Source organism: Micromonospora sp. NBC_00617, assembly GCF_045161355.1.
Taxonomy (GTDB): domain Bacteria; phylum Actinomycetota; class Actinomycetes; order Mycobacteriales; family Micromonosporaceae; genus Micromonospora.
In genome coordinates, this window is record NZ_CP107751.1 from 2,932,607 (window position 1) to 2,949,952 (window position 17,346).

The window sequence follows — 17,346 nt, forward strand, 5'->3', positions numbered from 1 at the left end:
AGGGGTGGAACGGGCCGCCGCGCCTTGTCAGCGGCAGATGCCCGCGTCGGTACGGCTACAGGCAGGCCGCGACCAACTCGTCGGCCTGCAACCAGCGGATCCAGATTGACGGGCCGTTCGTCGAACATGCCCAGCGGATCCCGGTCGACGCCCACCGGCCCGAGTGACAATCTGCTGGGTACACCCCGTGCCGCATCCCCCGGCCGCCCGGAACTGGCCACCCCTGCCCGCACCGGGCGGCGATGTCATCGGGACGTGTCCAAGAGGTAGACCCCGAGACCAGCCAGCAACAGGCTGATCAGGCTGGCACCGGCGCGTACCGAGTTCCACCACGTCCAGGCGGACGAGTAGGAAGCCCACACCCGTACCGCCTCAGCAGGATCGGTTGGCACGCCTGCGGCGTCGAGCGTCTCGTTCATCGGCACGTTGACGACCACCGTCGGGATGAACGCGCCCACCAGGTACACCCCCGCGGCCACCAGGAACAGCACACCCGCCGACCGATTCCCGAGGATCAACAGGAACACACCGGTCACCGTGGCGGCGACGAGCGGGCCGAAGAACGTGACGAAGAACAGCGGATTCTGGATCCTTTGGTTGATGCTCGTCATGGCCCGGATCGCGGTGCCAGCGTCGACGGCGTTCAGACCGGGCATCACTGCCACCGAAAAGGCGTAGTAGACACCGGTGATCGCACCCGTCACTACCAGGGTCACCGCCGCCGACCAGGCAGCCAGGGTGGTGTTCATGCCCAGTCTCCACCGGGTGACGTGTCCCATGCACCAGCGGCGGCGGCGTCCTGGGCATAGTCGGTGAAGTCGCGCGGCCTGCGGCCCAGCGCCCGTTGCACACCATCGGCGAGCTGTGCATTGCGGCCGTCCAACACCTTGCCGAACAGCTCGGTCAGCACCGCCGTGAGCTCCGCCGGCACGTCGTACCCGGCCATCACGACGGCGTACTCCTCGGGCGAAACCGATCGGTAGCGGATCTCCCGCCCGAGCGCGTTGCCGATCTCCAAGGTCGCCTCGGCGAAGGTGAGAAGTCGCGGGCCCGTCACCTCGTAGAGCTGCCCCGCGTGCCGGTCGTCGGTCAGCGCCGCGACCACGATGTCGGCGATGTCGAGGGCGTCGACGAACGGCTCCGGCACGTTCCCGGCCGGGAGGGCGACCTCGCCGCCGCGTATCGCATCGGTCAGGAAGTCCTCGCTGAAGTTCTGGCTGAACCAGCTCGCCCGCACGATCGTCCAGGCCACTCCGGATTCCTGGACCACCCGCTCGCTGAGTTTGGCCTCCTCCTCGCCCCGGCCGGAAAGCAGAACCAACCGTTCGATCCCGCCGGACACCGCCTGTTCGGTGAACGAGCGGATCGTCGCGAGGGCGTCCGGCGCGGCCAGGTCCGGGTAGTACACCAGGTAGACCGACGAAACCCCGTCCAGCACGGGTGCCCAGGTGCGCTGGTCGGTCCAGTCGAACGGCGGCTCGCCGGAGCGGGAGCCGATCCGTACCGGCCGGTCGAGTTTGGCGAGCCGGTCCACCACCCGGCGGCCTGTCTTGCCGGTGCCGCCCAGTACGAGGATTGGCTGCTCATCAATGGTCTTCGTCATGGCAACCAGTCAAGTCGAGGGCGAGCGCACCGGGAATGGGCGAGACTCTCGATCGCATGTTCCGACGTCTCGACCGCCCACCTCACGGGGCTAACCTCAGCGCATGGATGCGCTCGCGGGACTGCTGGACGGGCCGAGGGCGCGCGGTGCGTTCCTGATGCGGTCGGTGTTCGACCCGCCCTGGTCGGTACGGATCCAGGATCGTGCGCCCCTCACCCTGGTCACCATGCTGCGCGGCACGGCGTGGGTGGTGCCGGATCGGGGTGCTCCGGTGCCGCTACGTCCGGGCGATGTCGCGATCATCCGTGGCCCGGAGCCGTACACGATCGCCGACGACCCGGCCACGGCGCCGCAGGCAGTAATCCATCCCGGCGAGCACAGCACCACGCCGACCGGGGACGAGTTGTGCGAAGTGATGGACCTGGGTATCAGGACTTGGGGCGAACGCGCTGACGGGATGGCAGTGCTGCTCAGTGGCACGTACCAGTTGCAGGGCGAGGTCAGCCAACGGCTGCTGAGGGTCCTGCCCCATATCCTGGTGCTGCCGGCCGGAGCACTGGACAGCCCGCTCATCCCCTTGCTCGGCGACGAGATGATTAAGGACGAGCCCGGGCAGGAGGTGGTCCTGGACCGGCTGCTCGACCTACTGCTCATCGCCGTACTTCGGGCCTGGTTCTCCCGGCCCGAGGCGGCGGCGCCCGCATGGTACCGAGCGCACGGCGACCCGGTGGTCGGCAGGGCGTTGCGACTGCTGCATGACCACCCGGCAAAGCCTTGGACGGTGGCCACCCTCGCGGCCGGCACCGGTATCTCGCGGGCGGTGCTGGCCCGCAGGTTCACCGAACTGCTCGGCGAGCCTCCGATGGCGTACCTCACCAACTGGCGGCTCGCGCTGGCCGCCGACCTGCTGCGCGAACCGGACGCCACGGTCGGCGAGGTGGCCCGCCAGGTCGGCTACGGCAGCTCATTCGCACTCAGCGCGGCCTTCAAACGGGTACGCGGTCTCAGCCCGACCGAACACCGGCAGGCCACCGCGTCGCCTGACGTCAGTCGAGTGGGATGAACGTGCCGGGGCTGGCCGCCGGGAGTTTTTGGGGTAAACGGGGGATCCCAAGGTCGGTCCGCCAGTACACGACGATCTGGTTTAGCCCGCCGCGGTGACGTGGCCGGCTGCGTGCTGCACACCGACCGCGGGGCGCAACTCCGACGCCGGAAGTTCGTCCGTGCCCACAACCAGCACGACGAGACCGGGTCGATGGGCAGAGTCGGCGCCGCTGGCGACAACGCTGTCATGGAATCGTTCTTCGGCCTGCTGCAGAACACCGTCCCTGGCCGCCGAACCTGGACGACCCGGCAACAGCCGAGGACCGCGATCGTGACCTGGGTCGAGCGGACCTACCGCCGCCACCGCCGCCGCCCACGATCCCTGTCCCGGTTGACCCCTATCGAGTACGAGACCATCACGACCCGACCGGCCAGTCAGTCCGCGTGACTGAAACTGTCACCTGTCGGTGCAGCAGACCCAAGAGTATCCACCATGACTCGCTGGGCGCCGAGCCTGATCCGGAGGCACGGCCGCGAACCGGCCGAACTGCGCGATCTGCTCATCCGTCAAGAATCTGCTCGGCGCGACCGATCAACGTACGGCGGAGCCCGAGCCGGTCACCTGTCGACCTCTGTGCGCTCTGCAGCGAGGTCAGCGCTGGGGGCCGCCAAGTCGCTGAGCCGGCAGACCACGCATGGCCGCAGCCGGCGGCCCCGCAGCGCGGTCGGAAAGCAGGTCGGCAGCGGACGAGGGGCCGTGAACGGCTGCGAATTGCGTCCAACTGTCCGTTCTCAATGCACCTGACCCGGTCGGACTGCGCTGAGCTGGGCGGATCACTTCGAGTGCGAAAGTGGAAGGTCTGGTTTTTCCCAGTTAACCTACTCGGTGCCGACGTTCTGGGCTGGTTTTCTCAGTTGACGTGCTCCGGGGGCGCTTTGGTCGCGGATCTTGCCGGTGATGCATTCGCGGGTGAGGCCGTAGGACGGCTCGGGCGTCTGCCGCTGATTGTTGCGTTGAACGAGTTCTGGCACGGTACAGGTCGGGGCCCGGGTGCTCGGCGCCATCGTGCCCGGCGCCGGCCCGCTGCGCCTGCCCGCACCGCCGCGCCCACCGCGCTGCGGCTGACCATGGCCGGCTGAGCGACCGCTCCCGCTCCGGTCAGCCAGCCCCGAAGCAGACGAACGCCGCCGCGGTGGCCTGGGCGGGACCGTCGCCCGCCGCACCGAACGCCCGCTGCGCGTCGGCGAGGGCTCGCGCCGGGCCGGCACCCGCCCGCATCCGCGCGTGCAGGTCCAGCATCAGTGCCGTGGTGGGCTCGGCCGGCACGGGCAACACGGTCGCGATCAGGCACCGGGTGCCGAGCGCCAGGAGCACCGCGGTGAACCCCATGACCTCGTCGCCGGGGCGTAGCCCGGTCAGGCCGGAGTCACAGGCGGAGAGCACCACGCAGCCGGGCGGCCGGGCGACCGCCTCCCACTCGTGGGCGAACAACGGCCCGTCGGCCAGTTCCAGGGTGGAGAACTGCGGGTTGTCCGCGCGGAACGTGCCGTGGGCGGCGATGTGCACCAGCCCCGCCCCGTCCAGCGCGGCGGTCAACGCCGCGGCGGTGGCGTCGGGCCCGGTGAGCCGCCGCGCCCCGGGCAGGACCTGAGCGAGCCGGCATACCTCGGTGTGCCCGGCCGGCAGGCGCGGGCCGGCGGCCAGGACCGGCGGCCCGGCCGGCAGGTCCCGCCGGTCCGCCCCGAGCCAGGCGGTGGCCGAGGGGGCGACGGTCACCGGACGCCCCGCGCAGGTGGGCAGCGCCGACCAGGGCACCGCGTGCAGCGCCCCGACCGGGACGATCACCAGGGCCCGGTCGGCCAGCCGCTGCCGCAGCGAGGCGAACAGCAGCCGGTCCAGGGCGTCCGCGGCGTGAACGGCCCCCGCCCGCGCGGCGGCCGCGTCGCCGGTGGTGACCAGCCGGCGCAGGGCGAACCGGTGCCGGCGGGCCAGGTCCGCCGCGGCGGCGAGTGGGCCCAGGTCGTGCAGGCTGGCCCGACCGTCGCGGACCAGCACCGCCCGGATCCGGTCGCCGTGGGCCACCAGCTCGACCAGCACCCGGGAGCCGAGCCGCGCGGCCAGCGCGCCCACCCCGGGCGGGGCCAGCACGGCGCCCCCACCGGGCACCCGCCGGGCCAGGTCCCGGATGCGCTGCTCCAGCCGGGCCTGCCGGCCGCGCAGGGCGGTTGCCGGGCGGCCGGCCAGCACCTCGTCTTCGAGCAGGCCGCTGACCAGTCGGAGCTCAGCGAGCGCCGCCACCAGCTCGGGGTCGGCCGGGGGCCGGGCCGGCCGGGCCCGCAGCGCATTGGCCCGCCACCGCTCCGCCCACGCCAGGACCCGCGCCGGCGCGCCCGCCCGGACCGCGATGTCGAGGCCCTCGGCCGCCAGTTCCTGACCGTACGCTCCGCTGTGGGCACGCAGTTCCGTGGCGCCGAGCGACATGCGGTGCCGGTCGAGCACGGCCAGCCCGCGGCGTAGCGCCCGGGCAGCCCCGGGTTCATCCCCGCCGAGCCGGCGCGACAGGGCCAGGGCGTACCAGCCCTGTGCTCGCCGGTCGGCGGTGCCGCGACGGCGGGCCCGTGCGGCCACCGCCAGCAGGTTCCGGGCCCGGCCTGGCCGCCCGAGCGCGGCGGCCACCAGACCGGCCTCGATCCGGGTGGTCAGCGCCGGACCCGGCCACCCGGTGGCGTCGAGCTGGTCGGCGGTACGTGCCATGGCGGTGAACAGGGGTGCCGAGCGGGTGCCCCGGCGGTACTCGGCGCGCAGCTCGACGTGCCGGGCGAAGACGGCCCAGGTGCGCCGGCCCTGGCGACGGAACCGGGCCCAGGCCGCGGCGGCGGCCTCGGTCGCGGTGTCCAGGTCCGCGGCGAGCAGCGCCGCGCGGGCCCGGGCCAGCAGCGCCTCGGCAAGGTCGGAGGCCATGCCCCGACGCCGCAGTTCCCGGACGGCCGCCGTTGCGACCACCACCGCCTCGTCGACCAGCGGCACCGACAGCAGCAGCTCGACGCGGTCCAGCAGCAGCGCCGGCCGGGGTACGGCGAGCCGCCGGTACTCCTCGTCGACGGTGGCGAAGCAGCGCAGCGCGCCGGCGATGTCGCCGCGCTGGCCGGCCGCGATGCCGCAGTTCCACCGGGCGTCGGCCGCCGCGAGGTCCAGGCCCAGCCGTTGGAAGGCGGCTGCCGCGCGGGACAGGTCGTCGTCGGTGCCGCCGGCGGCGCCCCGGTGGGCGTTGAGCAGCCCCCGGTTGTTGCGCGCCCGCGCCTCCAGCAACAGATCACCCTCGCGCAGGGCGATGTCGACGGCCAAGCCGTAGTCGCGTACCGCCTCGTCGTAGCGACCTCGGTAGTGCAGCACCACGCCCCGCTGCATCCGGGCCCGCCCCGCGTCGGCGCCGACGAGCTGCGGCAGCGCGGCGGTCACCGCGCGCAGCGCCGCAGCGGTGTGGCCGGCGTTGGCTAACACGTAGCCCAGGCTCATCCGGGCCAACGCTCGGGTCCGGGGCGTGCCGGCGGCCCGGACCGCGCGGCGCAGGTGGAGCAGCGCGCCGGGCAGGTCGTTGAGCTCCCGCAGGGCCAGACCGACGGCCCGCTCGGCGGTGGAGCGCTCGTCGGCCCCGGCCGCAGGCCCGGCGGCCAGCACCCGCTGGGCGATCGCGATCGCCTCGCGCGGGTAGCGCTGGACGGCGTCAAGCGCCGCCTGGGCCGTGCCGGCACCGGAACCGGTGCTGTCGGGCATACCCCACAGAGTCCCCGAACTGATGCCCAGCCGTCAATGTCTGTGCGGGCCTGTCGGGAATCTGCGCCCACCATTAACGCCATTGACACGCAACTATGCTTTGGAAGAATCGACGACACCCGGGAAACGTGGCCACGCCGGCCAGTGGCGGGCGCTTCTGCCGACCGCATGGAGGACCCGTGTCGCCTGACCATTCCGCCGCGCCGCGCCCGGCCGGCCAACTGTCCCGACGGCGACTGCTGGCCGCGTCCGCGCTGGCCGCAGCGTCGTTCGCCGCCGGGTCCCGTGCGGCCCCGGCCCGCGCCGACGGCGCGGGCGACGCCGCCTACCAGCGCGCCTTCGACGAGGCGCTGGCTGCCGACAAGAACGTCCGCCGGCACACCACACCGGGCCGGGAATTCCTCTACCGGCCACGGCAGCTGCTCGCCGCCGACGCCGACGCCGAGCGGGTCACCGCCTGGCTGCGTACCCGCGGCCACGTGGTGGCCGTGGGCGACGGCTTCGCCGGGGTCACCCGGCTGCTCTTCGACCGGGAGACCGACGTTCCCGCGCTCGTGACCAAGCTGCGCGACCCCCAGCAGTGGCCGGGGCGGCCGGTGCCGAAGGTGCAGCCGCACCACGTGCTGCTGGGCTGCGGCAACATCATGGGCAACCCGGGCAGCCCGCCCACGACGGTCGCCGCGCTGCCGCCGCCGGACCCGGCCCGGCTGGGTGAGGGCGCCGGGGTGACCATCGGGATCTGCGACACTGGCATGTGGCGGCAGGCCGGCGGCTACCACCCGCAGTGGCTCGGCGGGGCGTACCTGCCGGAGGTCGACGACGAGGACCCGCTCTACGTGCACACCGACGTGCTCGCCCCGCAGGGCGGGCACGGCACCTTCGTCGCCGGGGTGGTGCGGCAGGCCGCGCCGGGGGTCCGGGTCGACCCGGAGCAGGCGCTGACCGCCACCGGCCTCGGCGACGAGGCGTCGGTGGTGGCCGCGACGGCCCGACTCGCGCCGGCGGTGTCCGTGGTCAACCTGTCCCTGGGCGGGTTCACCCAGGACGACAAGCCGTCGCTGCCCCTGGCCAACGCCGTGGCCGCGCTACCCGCGACGAGCGCCGTGGTCGCGGCGGCGGGCAACGCCGGCACCAGCCGGCCGATCTGGCCCGCCGCGCTGGGCCAGGTCGTCGCGGTGGCGGCGGTCAGCCAGGGCTCCGGTGGCGTGGTGCCAGCCACCTACAGCGGGTACGGGCCATGGATCGACGTCTGTGCGGTCGGCGAGCGCCACAGCACGTACGTCGAGGGGCAGTTGCCGCTGCCGGGCCTGCCGACCCGGGTGTTCCACGGCTTCGCCGCCTGGGCCGGTACCTCGTTCGCCACGGCGCACGTCTCCGGTCGGCTCGCCGCCCTGATGACCGCCGGCGGCCTGAGCGCCGACGCGGCCCGGCTGGCGCTGCTCGCGGCGCCGCGCTGGCACCCCGACTACGGCGTGCTCGTCGGATGAGCGAGCGGGCCGCGAGCGAATCAGCAGCACCGTGCGGTGGTCCCGGCCGGCGCCGGGCGCAGCGTTGCGGCGGCGGGAACGAGCGGCCGCGAGCGACGGAGCAGTGCCGCACCAACCGGCGGACGGCGTCGCCGTGACCGACCCGAGCGCGACCGACCTGGTGGCCGCCGCGGCGGGCGGGGACGAGTCGGCGTGGGTGGAGCTGGTCCACCGGTACACCCCGCTCGTCTACTCGGTGATCCGGTCGTACGACCTGAGCCGCGCCGACGCCGCCGACGTCAACCAGACCGTCTGGCTGCGTCTCGTCGAGCAGCTGAGCCGGGTACGCGACCCGCAGGCCCTCGCCTCCTGGCTGGCGACCACCGCCCGGCGCGAGTGCTACCGGCTGTCCCGCCTCGGCCGTCGCACCCAGCTCTTCGACCCGTACGACGACGCGCTGGACGCGTACCATGGCTTCTCCCGCACGGCGGACGTGGCGGCCCCCGACGAGGAACTGCTACGCGCGGAGCGACGGCAGGCACTGCGGGAGGGCTTCGCGCAGCTGCCGCCGCGCTGCCAGAAGCTCCTGGCCCTGTTGACCGCCGACCCGCCGGCCAGCTACCGGGAGATCGCCGAACGGCTGAGCGTGCCGATTGGCAGCATCGGGCCGACCCAGGCCAGATGCCTGCGCCGGCTACGGGACTGCCCGGCGCTCGCCCCGTTCCTCGGAACGGCCGCGACCCGGACGAACGGAGGTGAACGCGATGGAGCCGTTGCCGCCGGCCGATGACGCGGCCCTGACCGCCGAGCTGGGTGCGGCGCTGCGGGAGGTCGGGTCGGTCCCGGAGGAGTTCCTGACCGCCGCGCGGGCGGCGTTCGCCTGGCGAAACGTCGATGCGGAGGTGGCGCTCGCCGAGCTGACGTTCGACTCGGCGTGCGACGCGGCGCCGGCGCTGACCCGGTCGGCCGGGTCGACGCGGACGCTGTCGTTCCGCAGTGCCGTGGTGGTGCTGGAGATCGAGGTGACCGACGCCGGCATCGTCGGTCAACTCTCCCCGCCCCGAGGTGGGCGGGTGTCCGCGCAGACCGCCTCGGGCACGTACGCGGAGGCGCCGGTCGACGCGGTGGGCTTCTTCTCGCTGGGCGCTCCCCCGCCCGGCCCGGTCCGGCTGCGCGCCCACACCGACGGCTACGCGGTGGCCACCACCTGGGTCTCGCTGCGCTGACCTACTCTCCACGCGGGACGGCGGCGCACCCGGGACGCCCGGACCGTCCCGGCGAGCGCGCGGCGACGGGGGTCGCGGGCTGCCCAGGCCCACGACCCCCGCTGGTGGCCGGGGCTACTGCCGCCCGACGCTGATCAGGTACTCCACACCACCGAGGTCGGTCCGCTCCGCACCGCTCGTGTCCGGGCCGAACTGGGTCACGTCGAGCGCGAACTCCTTGTCCGAGGCGACCGCGGCCGCGAAGGTGAGGGAGAACTCGACCCGCTCACCCGGTTCCAGCAGCAGGTTGCCGAGGCTGGCCTTCGCCGGCTCGACGACCTCCAACTGGTTCTTGCCGACCTCGCGTACGCCGGTGCCGACCTTGCCGCCGGCCTGCCACCGCTCGAACAGGGTCGGCCCGAGGTCGACGACGACGCGGCCGCCCACGCCCTGGATCTGCTCCCCCGGCTGCGTGAAGACCAGGTCGTTCTTGGTCGGCACCCTGAGCGAGTTGCCGATGGCGAACGGCCGCACGACCGGCGTCCCGCCCGCGACGAGCCGCACCGAGTCGACGTTGCGCCAGGCGATGTTGTTGTTGTTGCGGGTGTTGGTGCTGATGTCCGGACCTTCGAAGGTCATCGGATCGGTGGCCGACACCCACCTGGCCAGCAGGCAGAAGTGGCCCGGCCCGGGCACCCCGTTCCACGGGATCGTCACGGTCGTGGTGCCGGCGAAGACGGTCACGTTCATCGCGCCGATCTGGGTCCAGTGCGTCGGCCAGACGGCACCGCCACCCGGCGTCGTCCGGTAGACCCGCAGCACGCCGCTGTCGGTGCCGGAACCGTACGGGCCGGGGTTACGCAGCTTAATGAAGATGTAGTTGGTGACGCCGACGATCGGGTTCTGGCTGACGGCACACTCGACGGCGGTCGGGCAGACCTTGATGTCGGGGCTGGCCCACAGCGGGTTGAACGAGTGGGGCTGGACGCCGACATCGGCGGCGACGTCCCGGATGTAGACGTCGGTGCGGGCCGCTGCGGCCTTGTCCTGCCGCGCCTCGACCGGCGCGGCGGCGGCCGTGGTGACCGCCAGCAGGGCGGCCAGCGCCGTGCCGGTGAGCACGGCCAGCACCGAGCGGCGGACTCGTCTTCCTACGTTGCCCATGACAGGCTTCTCCCATCGTCGAGGGACCGCCGACCCGGCGTTGTCGCCTACCGGGCCGACGCGATGACGTTGTTCAGGAGCGCGGCGCGGCGCGGTTGATACGTCCGGCGGGACCGGTCACCGTCAGATGGAGCGAGGAACGACGAATTAGACGAATGTCGATACTCTCGCCGGCCCGCCCGACGCTGTCGCAGGGTGGCAGTTTCCGATTCAGAAACAGCAGGCAACCAGCAATAACCACAATGGATATCGACCGGGTTGGCTGCTATATCCCTCGCGCCCCGGCCCGGATGACCGCCGGCCGCCAGATGTCACCCCCGGTCACTCACCTCCCCTGCTGTCCCGTTTCCAGGAAGGACGTGAAAGTGACGAGACGTCTCTGGAAGTGGCGAGCCGGCAGCGCGGCTGCCCTGATGGTGCTGGCCGGACTCGCGGTGCCCGGCCCGGGCTCGCGCCCAGCGGCAGGCACCTATCGCCTGGGCGCATCGGCGGGACGCCCCAGCCGTCGACCTGCTACCTGAAGTCGCTCAGCGCCGCTGGCGTCGAGGACGGTCTTCTCTGGGAGATCACGCCAGCCTGCCCGGTCGGCGCAGGCCGTGCACGCCGAGTTCGAGGCTTCTAATCTCGGCGGCGAGGTTTTCAGCGTTCCGGGCTGACTGCGGGGCCTGCTGACCGGCCGGGGGTCAGCGACCACAGGGCGGGGCGTACGGAAGGTTCGGCAGGTACTTGTCCCACTCCCCCCGACTGATGTCGTCACCGCTCGTGGCGCAGATATACGCCGCCACCTGCTCGGGGTCAACGTTCCACAACCGGGCTGTCCGGTCCGCGCCGCCGGTCACGAGCACCGGATCCTCGCTGTCGAACGCCACCACATAGATAGACTTGTCGTGAGCGGTGACGGTCGCGAAGAGGTCGGGACGGCGTGGATTGGTGATATCCCAGAGCCAGGCCGTGCCGTCCCCGGCGCCTGCGGCGAGACGAAGCCCGTCGGAGCTGAACGCGACTGAGTAGACGTAGTTGTCGGGCCCGGTGAGGGCTCGTCCAACCGGAGCCGGCCCAGCCGGATCCGTGAGGTCGAACAGCCGAACACTGTTGTCAGCGCTTCCGACCGCCAGTAACCGGTTGTCTGGGCTGAACGCGAGGCCGTAGACGTAGCTGACCGGGCCGCTGAGAACTGGGCCGATGACCCGGGGGGAGGTGGGGTCGGTAATGTCCCACAACCGTACGGTGTTGTCCGCACCTCCGGCGGCCAGCAGCCGGCCGTCACGGCTGATCGCGACGGCGAGCACGTAGTTTCCCGGCCCGGCCAGGTTCGGGCGCAGTCGGCGGGGCCGACGGGGATCGGCGACGTCCCACAACGAGACTGTCGTGTCGCTGCTGCCAAGGGCGATACGTTGCCCGTCCTGGCTGAAGGCGATGGACTGGATGGTGGCGGTGTGGCCTGTGAGCCGCGTCGGCAGCGCGACGGGGCGTCCGGGATCGGTGAGATCCCACAGTTGCGCCGTGCCGTCGCGGTCCCCGCTGATCAGCATGCGGGCATCCGGGCTGAGCGCCGCCGCGCCGGACGTGTTGCCGGACAGGTTCAGCCTCGGCAGCGCAGCGCCGATCGGCGTCGGTTGCCGTGGATCACTGACATTCCACAGGGTTCCGCCGTTGTCTGTGTCCGTGACGGCAAGGGCGTGACCGGCGGCGAACGACGCCGTGTACACGCTCGCCTGGGGAGCCGTGACGACAGGCCCCGGCATGCCCCAGATTCGGGCCACGCCGTCGGCGGCCGCAGTAGCCACCCGGGCCGGGTCGGCGGAGGGGAAGACCACGGCCGTCAGCGGGGCGGGGTGCCGCTGCACGTGCGTAACCTCGCGCGTGGCCGCCTCCCAGATCCACAAGTTGCTGTCGGAACTGGCGGCGGCGACCCGTTGGCCGTCGGGACTGAACGCGACCGAGTTCACCCACGTGCCCGGGCCGGTCAGTTTGCCCAGTGACACGGGACGGTCCGCCCGGACGAGATCCCACAGGTAAACGTTGCCGTCGGCGCTACCAGCCGCGAGCGTCCGCCCGTCCGGATGGAAGGCCACCGAATAGACGGTCTTGGCTGGACCGTTCAGGGGCGTTCCCACGGCGACCGGCGCGACCGGCCGGCCGACGTCCCAGATCCGAACCGTGGTGTCGGCGCTGCCGGCGGCGAGGAACCGTCCGTCCGGGCTGAAGGCAACCGACTGCACGAAACCGGTGAAGCCCTCCAGTGCTGGTCCAAGCGGGCGTGACGCTCCCGGAAGGGTGACGTCGAACAACCGGACGGTGCTGTCGGCACTGCCTGCGGCGAGCGTCCGGCCGTCCGGGCTGAACGCCACCGAGTAGACGGTGTTGGCGGGACCGGTCACGAAGCCGGCCGCCGATGGCGTCCGCTGGTCGGAGGTGTCCCACAACCTGATCGTTTGGTCGCCACCGGCGCTGGCCAGCATCCGCCCGTCAGGGCTGAAGGCGAGCGAGTAAACGGTGTCGGTGTGTCCCAACAGCGGTTCACCGACCGGTACCGGCCGGTCCGAATGCGGGAGGGCCCACAGACGTATGGCGCCGTCGCTGCCGGCCGCCGCCATCAACCGGCCGTCCGGTGAAAACGCGACGGCCTGCATGACGCCGGGCGGTCCCAGGACCCGGGTGACCGTCGGTGACCCGTATGAGTTGAGCAGGCTTGACCTGGACTCGGGTATCGCCGCGATCCGGTAGGCAACCAGTGACAACTGCATCGCAAGCGCAGCGTCCTTGGCGCGTACCTGGTTGGCGGCGGTGGCGATCTGCCGTGCAACTGCCAAGTTCCGCTGTTCGTCGGCGGCCGCGCGCTGTTGCAACGCGAACGCGGTCGACCCGGCCGAGGCGACGAGGAGCGCGGTCAACGCGGCGATGAGTTGTTGCATCCTACGGCCGCGCCGCCGCGCCGCCTGTTCCTCGGCGAGCGCGTGGGCGACGCTGGCATCGAGGAAGTCCCGCTCGATCGGATCGAGCTCGGCACGGCGGCCCGGTTCGGCGGCCCACTCCGTGGCGATCGAGAGCCGCCCTCCACGGTATAGGGCGCTCTGGTCGCGACGGAGACCGCGCCAGGTCTCTGCGGCGCCGGTCAACTGGCGGTGAATACGCAGGCCGGCCCGGTCCGCGTCGATCCACGAGCGCAGCCGAGGCCACGCCGTGAGCATTGCCTCGTGTGTGATCGTGATCCGGTCGGCCTGGGCGGTGATGAGCCGGTGACCTACGAACACGTCCAGAACGTCCTGTACGCCGTCGCCCGCCTGGCATATCTTGGTGTGTGGGACGTACCGACGGGTGTCGGCGGCGTCGTCCGCCACGTGGACCAGCCGCAGGAACAACCGGCGGGCGAGCTGCTGCTGTAGGGGTGTCAGCGAGCCGTATGCCTCCTCGGCGGTCCGTGCGACAGCACCGCGAATGCCGCCGGTGTCACGGTAGTCGGCGGTGGTGAGGCTCGCACCGCCGCCGCGCTCCCATGTCGCCAGGAGGGCGTGGGACAGCAGGGGAAGGGCACCGGCGTCGTGCGCCACCTCTGGCGGGCCGCCGCTGGGCGGCCGCAGGTCCCGCAGGAGCAGCTCGACCAGCCCGTCGTCAACCGTAAGTTTCGCCCGGCGTGCTGGTTCCACGATAGCCCGGCGTAGCTCCGCCTCGCCCATCGGCGCCACGACGACCTGCGAGCTTTGCAGCGCCTCCGCGAGTTGCGGGTAGCGCAACGCAGAGGCGTAGAAGTCGGCCCGCATCCCGATGACCACGAGAGCGGCGGGGCCCGGTCGGACGGTCGCGCCGTCTCCGGCTGTCGACAAACCAGCCGCCGCGGCTAGCGCCGCCACGAAGGCACGACGCTCGGCCTCGTCCGCCCCGGCAATGAACACCTCCTCGAACTGGTCGACGACGATGGCGATCCGCTCGTCGGCCAGCCCCGAGCGGGTCTGGTCCGCATCGGATGCCTGCGCCAGTTCCGGCGACAGGTACAGCTCTCCGGAAAGCCTGGTGGCGATCTTCTGCGTGTCGTCGCCGGTCAGCGCCGCCAACTGCTCGGCCAGGGACGCCATCGGCCGGGGCCCCGGCGTCAGGATCAGGGGGCGCCAGCCGAGGTTCGTCCGAGAGTCGGACAGTGCGGCAACCAGGCCCGCCCGCAAAAGCGACGACTTGCCGGAGCCGGAGGGTCCCACGACGGTAAGCAGCCCACCCTCTGCGTTGGCAATGGCGCGTTCGACCAGGTCGGCCACGATTCTTTCGCGGCCATGGAACCACTCCGCGTGCTCCGGCTCGAAGCGGGCCAGACCGCGGTAGGGAATGGTCTCCCCCGCCCGTCGTGGCCCCGGCGCGCGGCGTGCCCGGGTGAGCGCCCGCACCCACTGTTCGAGCACCTCCGGGTCGTCGAGCCCGCACGCCCGTAGGATCCGGACGAGCATGTCCGGCGGCTTGACCGGTGGAAGGTGGGTCCCGGAGAAGTAGCCACCGACGGTGCTGACGGGGATGTTCACCGCCCGCGCCACGTCCCGGACAGTCAGGCCGGCTCGTTCACGGATCCGGGTGAGTTCGCGCCCGAACTCCAGGCGGGTCCGGACGTTCCCGACGTGTTCCGCATCGACGCCCGAGGTCATGTCGTCGGGCCTAGTCCTTTCCACACACACCCCTGCCGCAGACGATTGTTTCCTGCCGCCGACCGTTTTCGAGTATCCGATGCGCGGCGTAGCGGTACGTGTCGTCTAGTTGACTCTCGGCGTCGCACGAGTGCGGGAGAAGCAGCAGTCGCTTCGCCAAAACGACATGTACGGGCCTGTCCAGGGCGCGTCCGGGGTTGTCCGGAGAACCCGTCAGGCCCTTCCACCGGCCGTACGTAACCGCGACGGTCGACACGACGCCGATGAGGCGTCTGACCACAGCCCGTACTCGGACGGAGGAAGAATGCCCACGATCGCCCACACGAGCAGCAGCTTGGTGAGAGACACCGAACCCGACGGCCGTACCACCGGCGCACCGCCGGCGCACCGCCGGTGGCGCACCCGGCTCACGGCAATGGCTGTCGGCCTGACTGCGGCGCTCACCCTGGTCGGCCTAGCCAGTCCGGCACAGGCCGCGACATCCCGACAGGAAGCCCACCAGTCGCTGGCCGCGGCAGCCGCGGCGGCGCGTCCGGACATGGCGGTCACGCCGCTCGCCTACCCCCGGGGTTACGTCACCGAGGGCAACCTCCGCCGGAACCCCAACCTGGGTGCGGAGAGAATCCTCACCATCTACAACCAGTGGGTCGAGATCAGCTGCTGGATTGACGGCGGACCGAACGGCTTCGGCTCGAACCGGTGGTTCAAAGCCCATTACTACAGCCAGGTCGGCTACCTCAGCAGCGGCGTGGTGAGCAGTCAGCCGTCTGTGGGTGCCTGCTAGCGGAGCGCACCAGGCCGAGTGCCCGGCACTGGCGACATCTCGCCAGTGCCGGGCGCGCCCGCCGGAGGACTGCGCCTCGGCGACCAGCCGGCCGATGCCGGCCAGGGCGGTGTCCGCGCCGACGGCCTCGACGCGTACCCGCAGGGTGGAGTCGGTGCCCCGCGCCGCCGGCGACCACCCGGTCCCCGGCGGCGCGGGGCACCGGCCGGGACTCCCCGGTGATCATCGACTCGTCCAGCTCGGCCGCGCCCTCGACGATCCGCCCGTCGGCCGGCACCCGGCCGCCGGAGCGGACCAGCACCAGGTCGCCCACCCGGAGGTCGGCCACCGGGACCGGCCGCGGCCGGCCGGCGTCGTCGGGCAGCAGGGCGGCCAGCGCGCCGAGCGCCCCGCGCGCCTGACCGAGCGCATCTCCTGCCAGTGACCGAGCAGCATGATGGTGACCGGCGCGGCCAGCTCCCACCAGAAGTCCAGGTCGAACGCGCCGAGGCTGGTGGCGACCGAGGCGAGGTAGACGACCACGATCGCCATCGAGATCAGCAGCATCATCCCGGGGGCGCGGTCGCGCAGCCCACCGGCCAGGAGCGGCCAGCCGGCGTACGCGAAGACGACCGAACCGAGCACCGGGCCGACCCAGCGCACGCCCGGAACGGGCAGCGAGTAGCCGAACCAGTCCATCACCGTGTGGCTGGTGAGCACGATCGGCACGGTCAGCGCCAGGCGCAGCCAGAACCGGCGGCGGAACTGCTCCGGGTCGTGCCCGGCGTGGTGTCCGTGCTCGATCGGTCGGCGGGCCGATCGGCGGCTTGCCCTGCCAGGGCCAGCGGCCGTCCAGCTCCACCTTCAGGGAGAAGCTGGCGCCGAGCGCGATGACCAGCACCCGGCCAGGTCCAGCGCCGCACCGATGTGCTGGATGATCTGCTTCGTCGGCACCCGTCGCACCCCCGTATGCCTCGGCTTCAGCCTGGCGTACGGAGGGTGCGACGGGTAGTGGTTTCGGCGCGGGCTCAGTCCTGCGCGCGCCAACGGTAGAAGACGGTCGCGACCTGGTCCTGCGGGCCGTGGCAGAGGTCCGGCCGGTACGGCTCCACGTAGGGGCCGAGATCCTGCATCACCTTGCCGAAGGCCGGCTTCTCGGCGTGTTGGTCCCGGGTCGCCTCGGCCGCCGACGACTCCTGCTCCAGCAGGTGCACGTAGACATCGTCAATGGAGTAGAGCCAGCGTCCGGTGACACCCAGGTCGGTCGGGAGCGACCCGGCGTCCGACTCGCCGAACACCCGGGCCACGTCCGGCTCGGCGCCCGGCTTGATCCGCCCCACGATCACGGTGAGCGTGGTGTCCTCGGGCGGCTCGCCCTCCGGCGCCCAGTGGTAGAACTCCTTGGCCACCGAGTCCGACGGGTTCTTCCAGTAGCGCGGGTACGGCGTCACGTACGGGCCGATCTCCTCGGCGATCTTCTGGAAGGCGGGCAGCCCGCGCGTCTGCCCGGAGATCCTCGGGTCCTGCTCGCGCTCGATCACGTGCAGGTAGAGGTCGTGGTGCGACAGCAGGTACCGGCCGATGACGCCGAGATCCTGGGGCCGGGTGGCCTGGTCGTAGTGGCTGAAGACGTTGCCGACGATCTCTTCGCTGCCGGGGACCATGTGGCAGACGATCACGTTCCGGAAGACCATGAGT

General features: G+C 72.0%; 11 protein-coding genes and 2 pseudogenes. 6 read left to right on the forward strand and 7 right to left on the reverse strand.

Annotation, left to right across the window (positions count from 1 at the left end; translation table 11 throughout):
- Positions 1–245: 245 nt before the first annotated feature.
- Positions 246–749 (reverse strand): DUF1772 domain-containing protein, encoded by a 504-nt coding sequence (locus tag OG505_RS13435; RefSeq protein WP_405433570.1) that lies wholly within the window; start codon positions 747–749, stop codon positions 246–248.
- On the reverse strand, positions 746–1,603 hold the full coding sequence (locus tag OG505_RS13440) for an NmrA family transcriptional regulator (RefSeq protein WP_405433571.1): 858 nt from the start codon (positions 1,601–1,603) through the stop codon (positions 746–748). The genes OG505_RS13435 and OG505_RS13440 overlap by 4 nt, the downstream gene beginning before the upstream one ends.
- Positions 1,604–1,706: 103 nt before the next feature.
- On the opposite strand from OG505_RS13440, the gene OG505_RS13445 reads away from it, so the two are divergent.
- Together OG505_RS13445 and OG505_RS13450 are read left to right on the forward strand one after the other, a co-directional pair.
- Complete coding sequence (locus OG505_RS13445; RefSeq protein ID WP_405433573.1) at positions 1,707–2,666, forward strand: AraC family transcriptional regulator; 960 nt, start codon at positions 1,707–1,709, stop codon at positions 2,664–2,666.
- Positions 2,667–2,777: 111 nt separating this feature from the next.
- Positions 2,778–3,095 (forward strand): annotated as a pseudogene (locus OG505_RS13450) (IS3 family transposase); the annotation flags it as partial.
- Between the two features lie 711 nt (positions 3,096–3,806).
- On the opposite strand, the gene OG505_RS13455 reads toward OG505_RS13450, so the two are convergent.
- Positions 3,807–6,422, reverse strand: a complete 2,616-nt coding sequence (locus tag OG505_RS13455; RefSeq protein ID WP_405433574.1) for a CHAT domain-containing protein — start codon at positions 6,420–6,422, stop codon at positions 3,807–3,809.
- 179 nt (positions 6,423–6,601) lie between these two features.
- Here OG505_RS13455 and OG505_RS13460 point away from each other — a divergent pair, with 179 nt between their 5' ends.
- From OG505_RS13460 to OG505_RS13470, 3 genes are all read left to right on the forward strand, one after another.
- Positions 6,602–7,909: a S8 family serine peptidase gene (locus OG505_RS13460; protein ID WP_405433576.1), complete on the forward strand. Its 1,308-nt coding sequence runs from the start codon at positions 6,602–6,604 to the stop codon at positions 7,907–7,909.
- A gap of 103 nt (positions 7,910–8,012) precedes the next feature.
- On the forward strand, positions 8,013–8,678 hold the full coding sequence (locus OG505_RS13465; protein WP_405433577.1) for an RNA polymerase sigma factor: 666 nt from the start codon (positions 8,013–8,015) through the stop codon (positions 8,676–8,678).
- Positions 8,653–9,114, forward strand: coding sequence for a hypothetical protein (locus tag OG505_RS13470; protein WP_405433578.1), 462 nt, complete (start codon positions 8,653–8,655; stop codon positions 9,112–9,114). The genes OG505_RS13465 and OG505_RS13470 overlap by 26 nt, the downstream gene beginning before the upstream one ends.
- A 114-nt stretch (positions 9,115–9,228) precedes the next feature.
- On the opposite strand, the gene OG505_RS13475 is transcribed toward OG505_RS13470, so the two are convergent.
- Positions 9,229–10,257, reverse strand: a complete 1,029-nt coding sequence (locus OG505_RS13475; RefSeq protein WP_405433579.1) for a hypothetical protein — start codon at positions 10,255–10,257, stop codon at positions 9,229–9,231.
- Positions 10,258–10,940: 683 nt separating this feature from the next.
- Positions 10,941–14,885, reverse strand: a complete 3,945-nt coding sequence (locus OG505_RS13480; RefSeq protein ID WP_405433581.1) for a helix-turn-helix domain-containing protein — start codon at positions 14,883–14,885, stop codon at positions 10,941–10,943.
- Positions 14,886–15,189: 304 nt separating this feature from the next.
- Between OG505_RS13480 and OG505_RS13485 the strand changes: the two genes are divergently transcribed.
- A complete protein-coding gene (locus OG505_RS13485) occupies positions 15,190–15,669 on the forward strand; it encodes a hypothetical protein (protein WP_405434908.1) in 480 nt (159 codons plus the stop codon).
- 48 nt (positions 15,670–15,717) lie between these two features.
- Here the strand turns inward: OG505_RS13485 and OG505_RS13490 are convergent.
- Positions 15,718–16,452 (reverse strand): annotated as a pseudogene (locus tag OG505_RS13490) (heavy metal translocating P-type ATPase); the annotation flags it as partial.
- 224 nt (positions 16,453–16,676) lie between these two features.
- Positions 16,677–17,342, reverse strand: a complete 666-nt coding sequence (locus OG505_RS13495; protein ID WP_405433582.1) for a TcmI family type II polyketide cyclase — start codon at positions 17,340–17,342, stop codon at positions 16,677–16,679.
- Between the last annotated feature and the right edge of the window lie 4 nt (positions 17,343–17,346).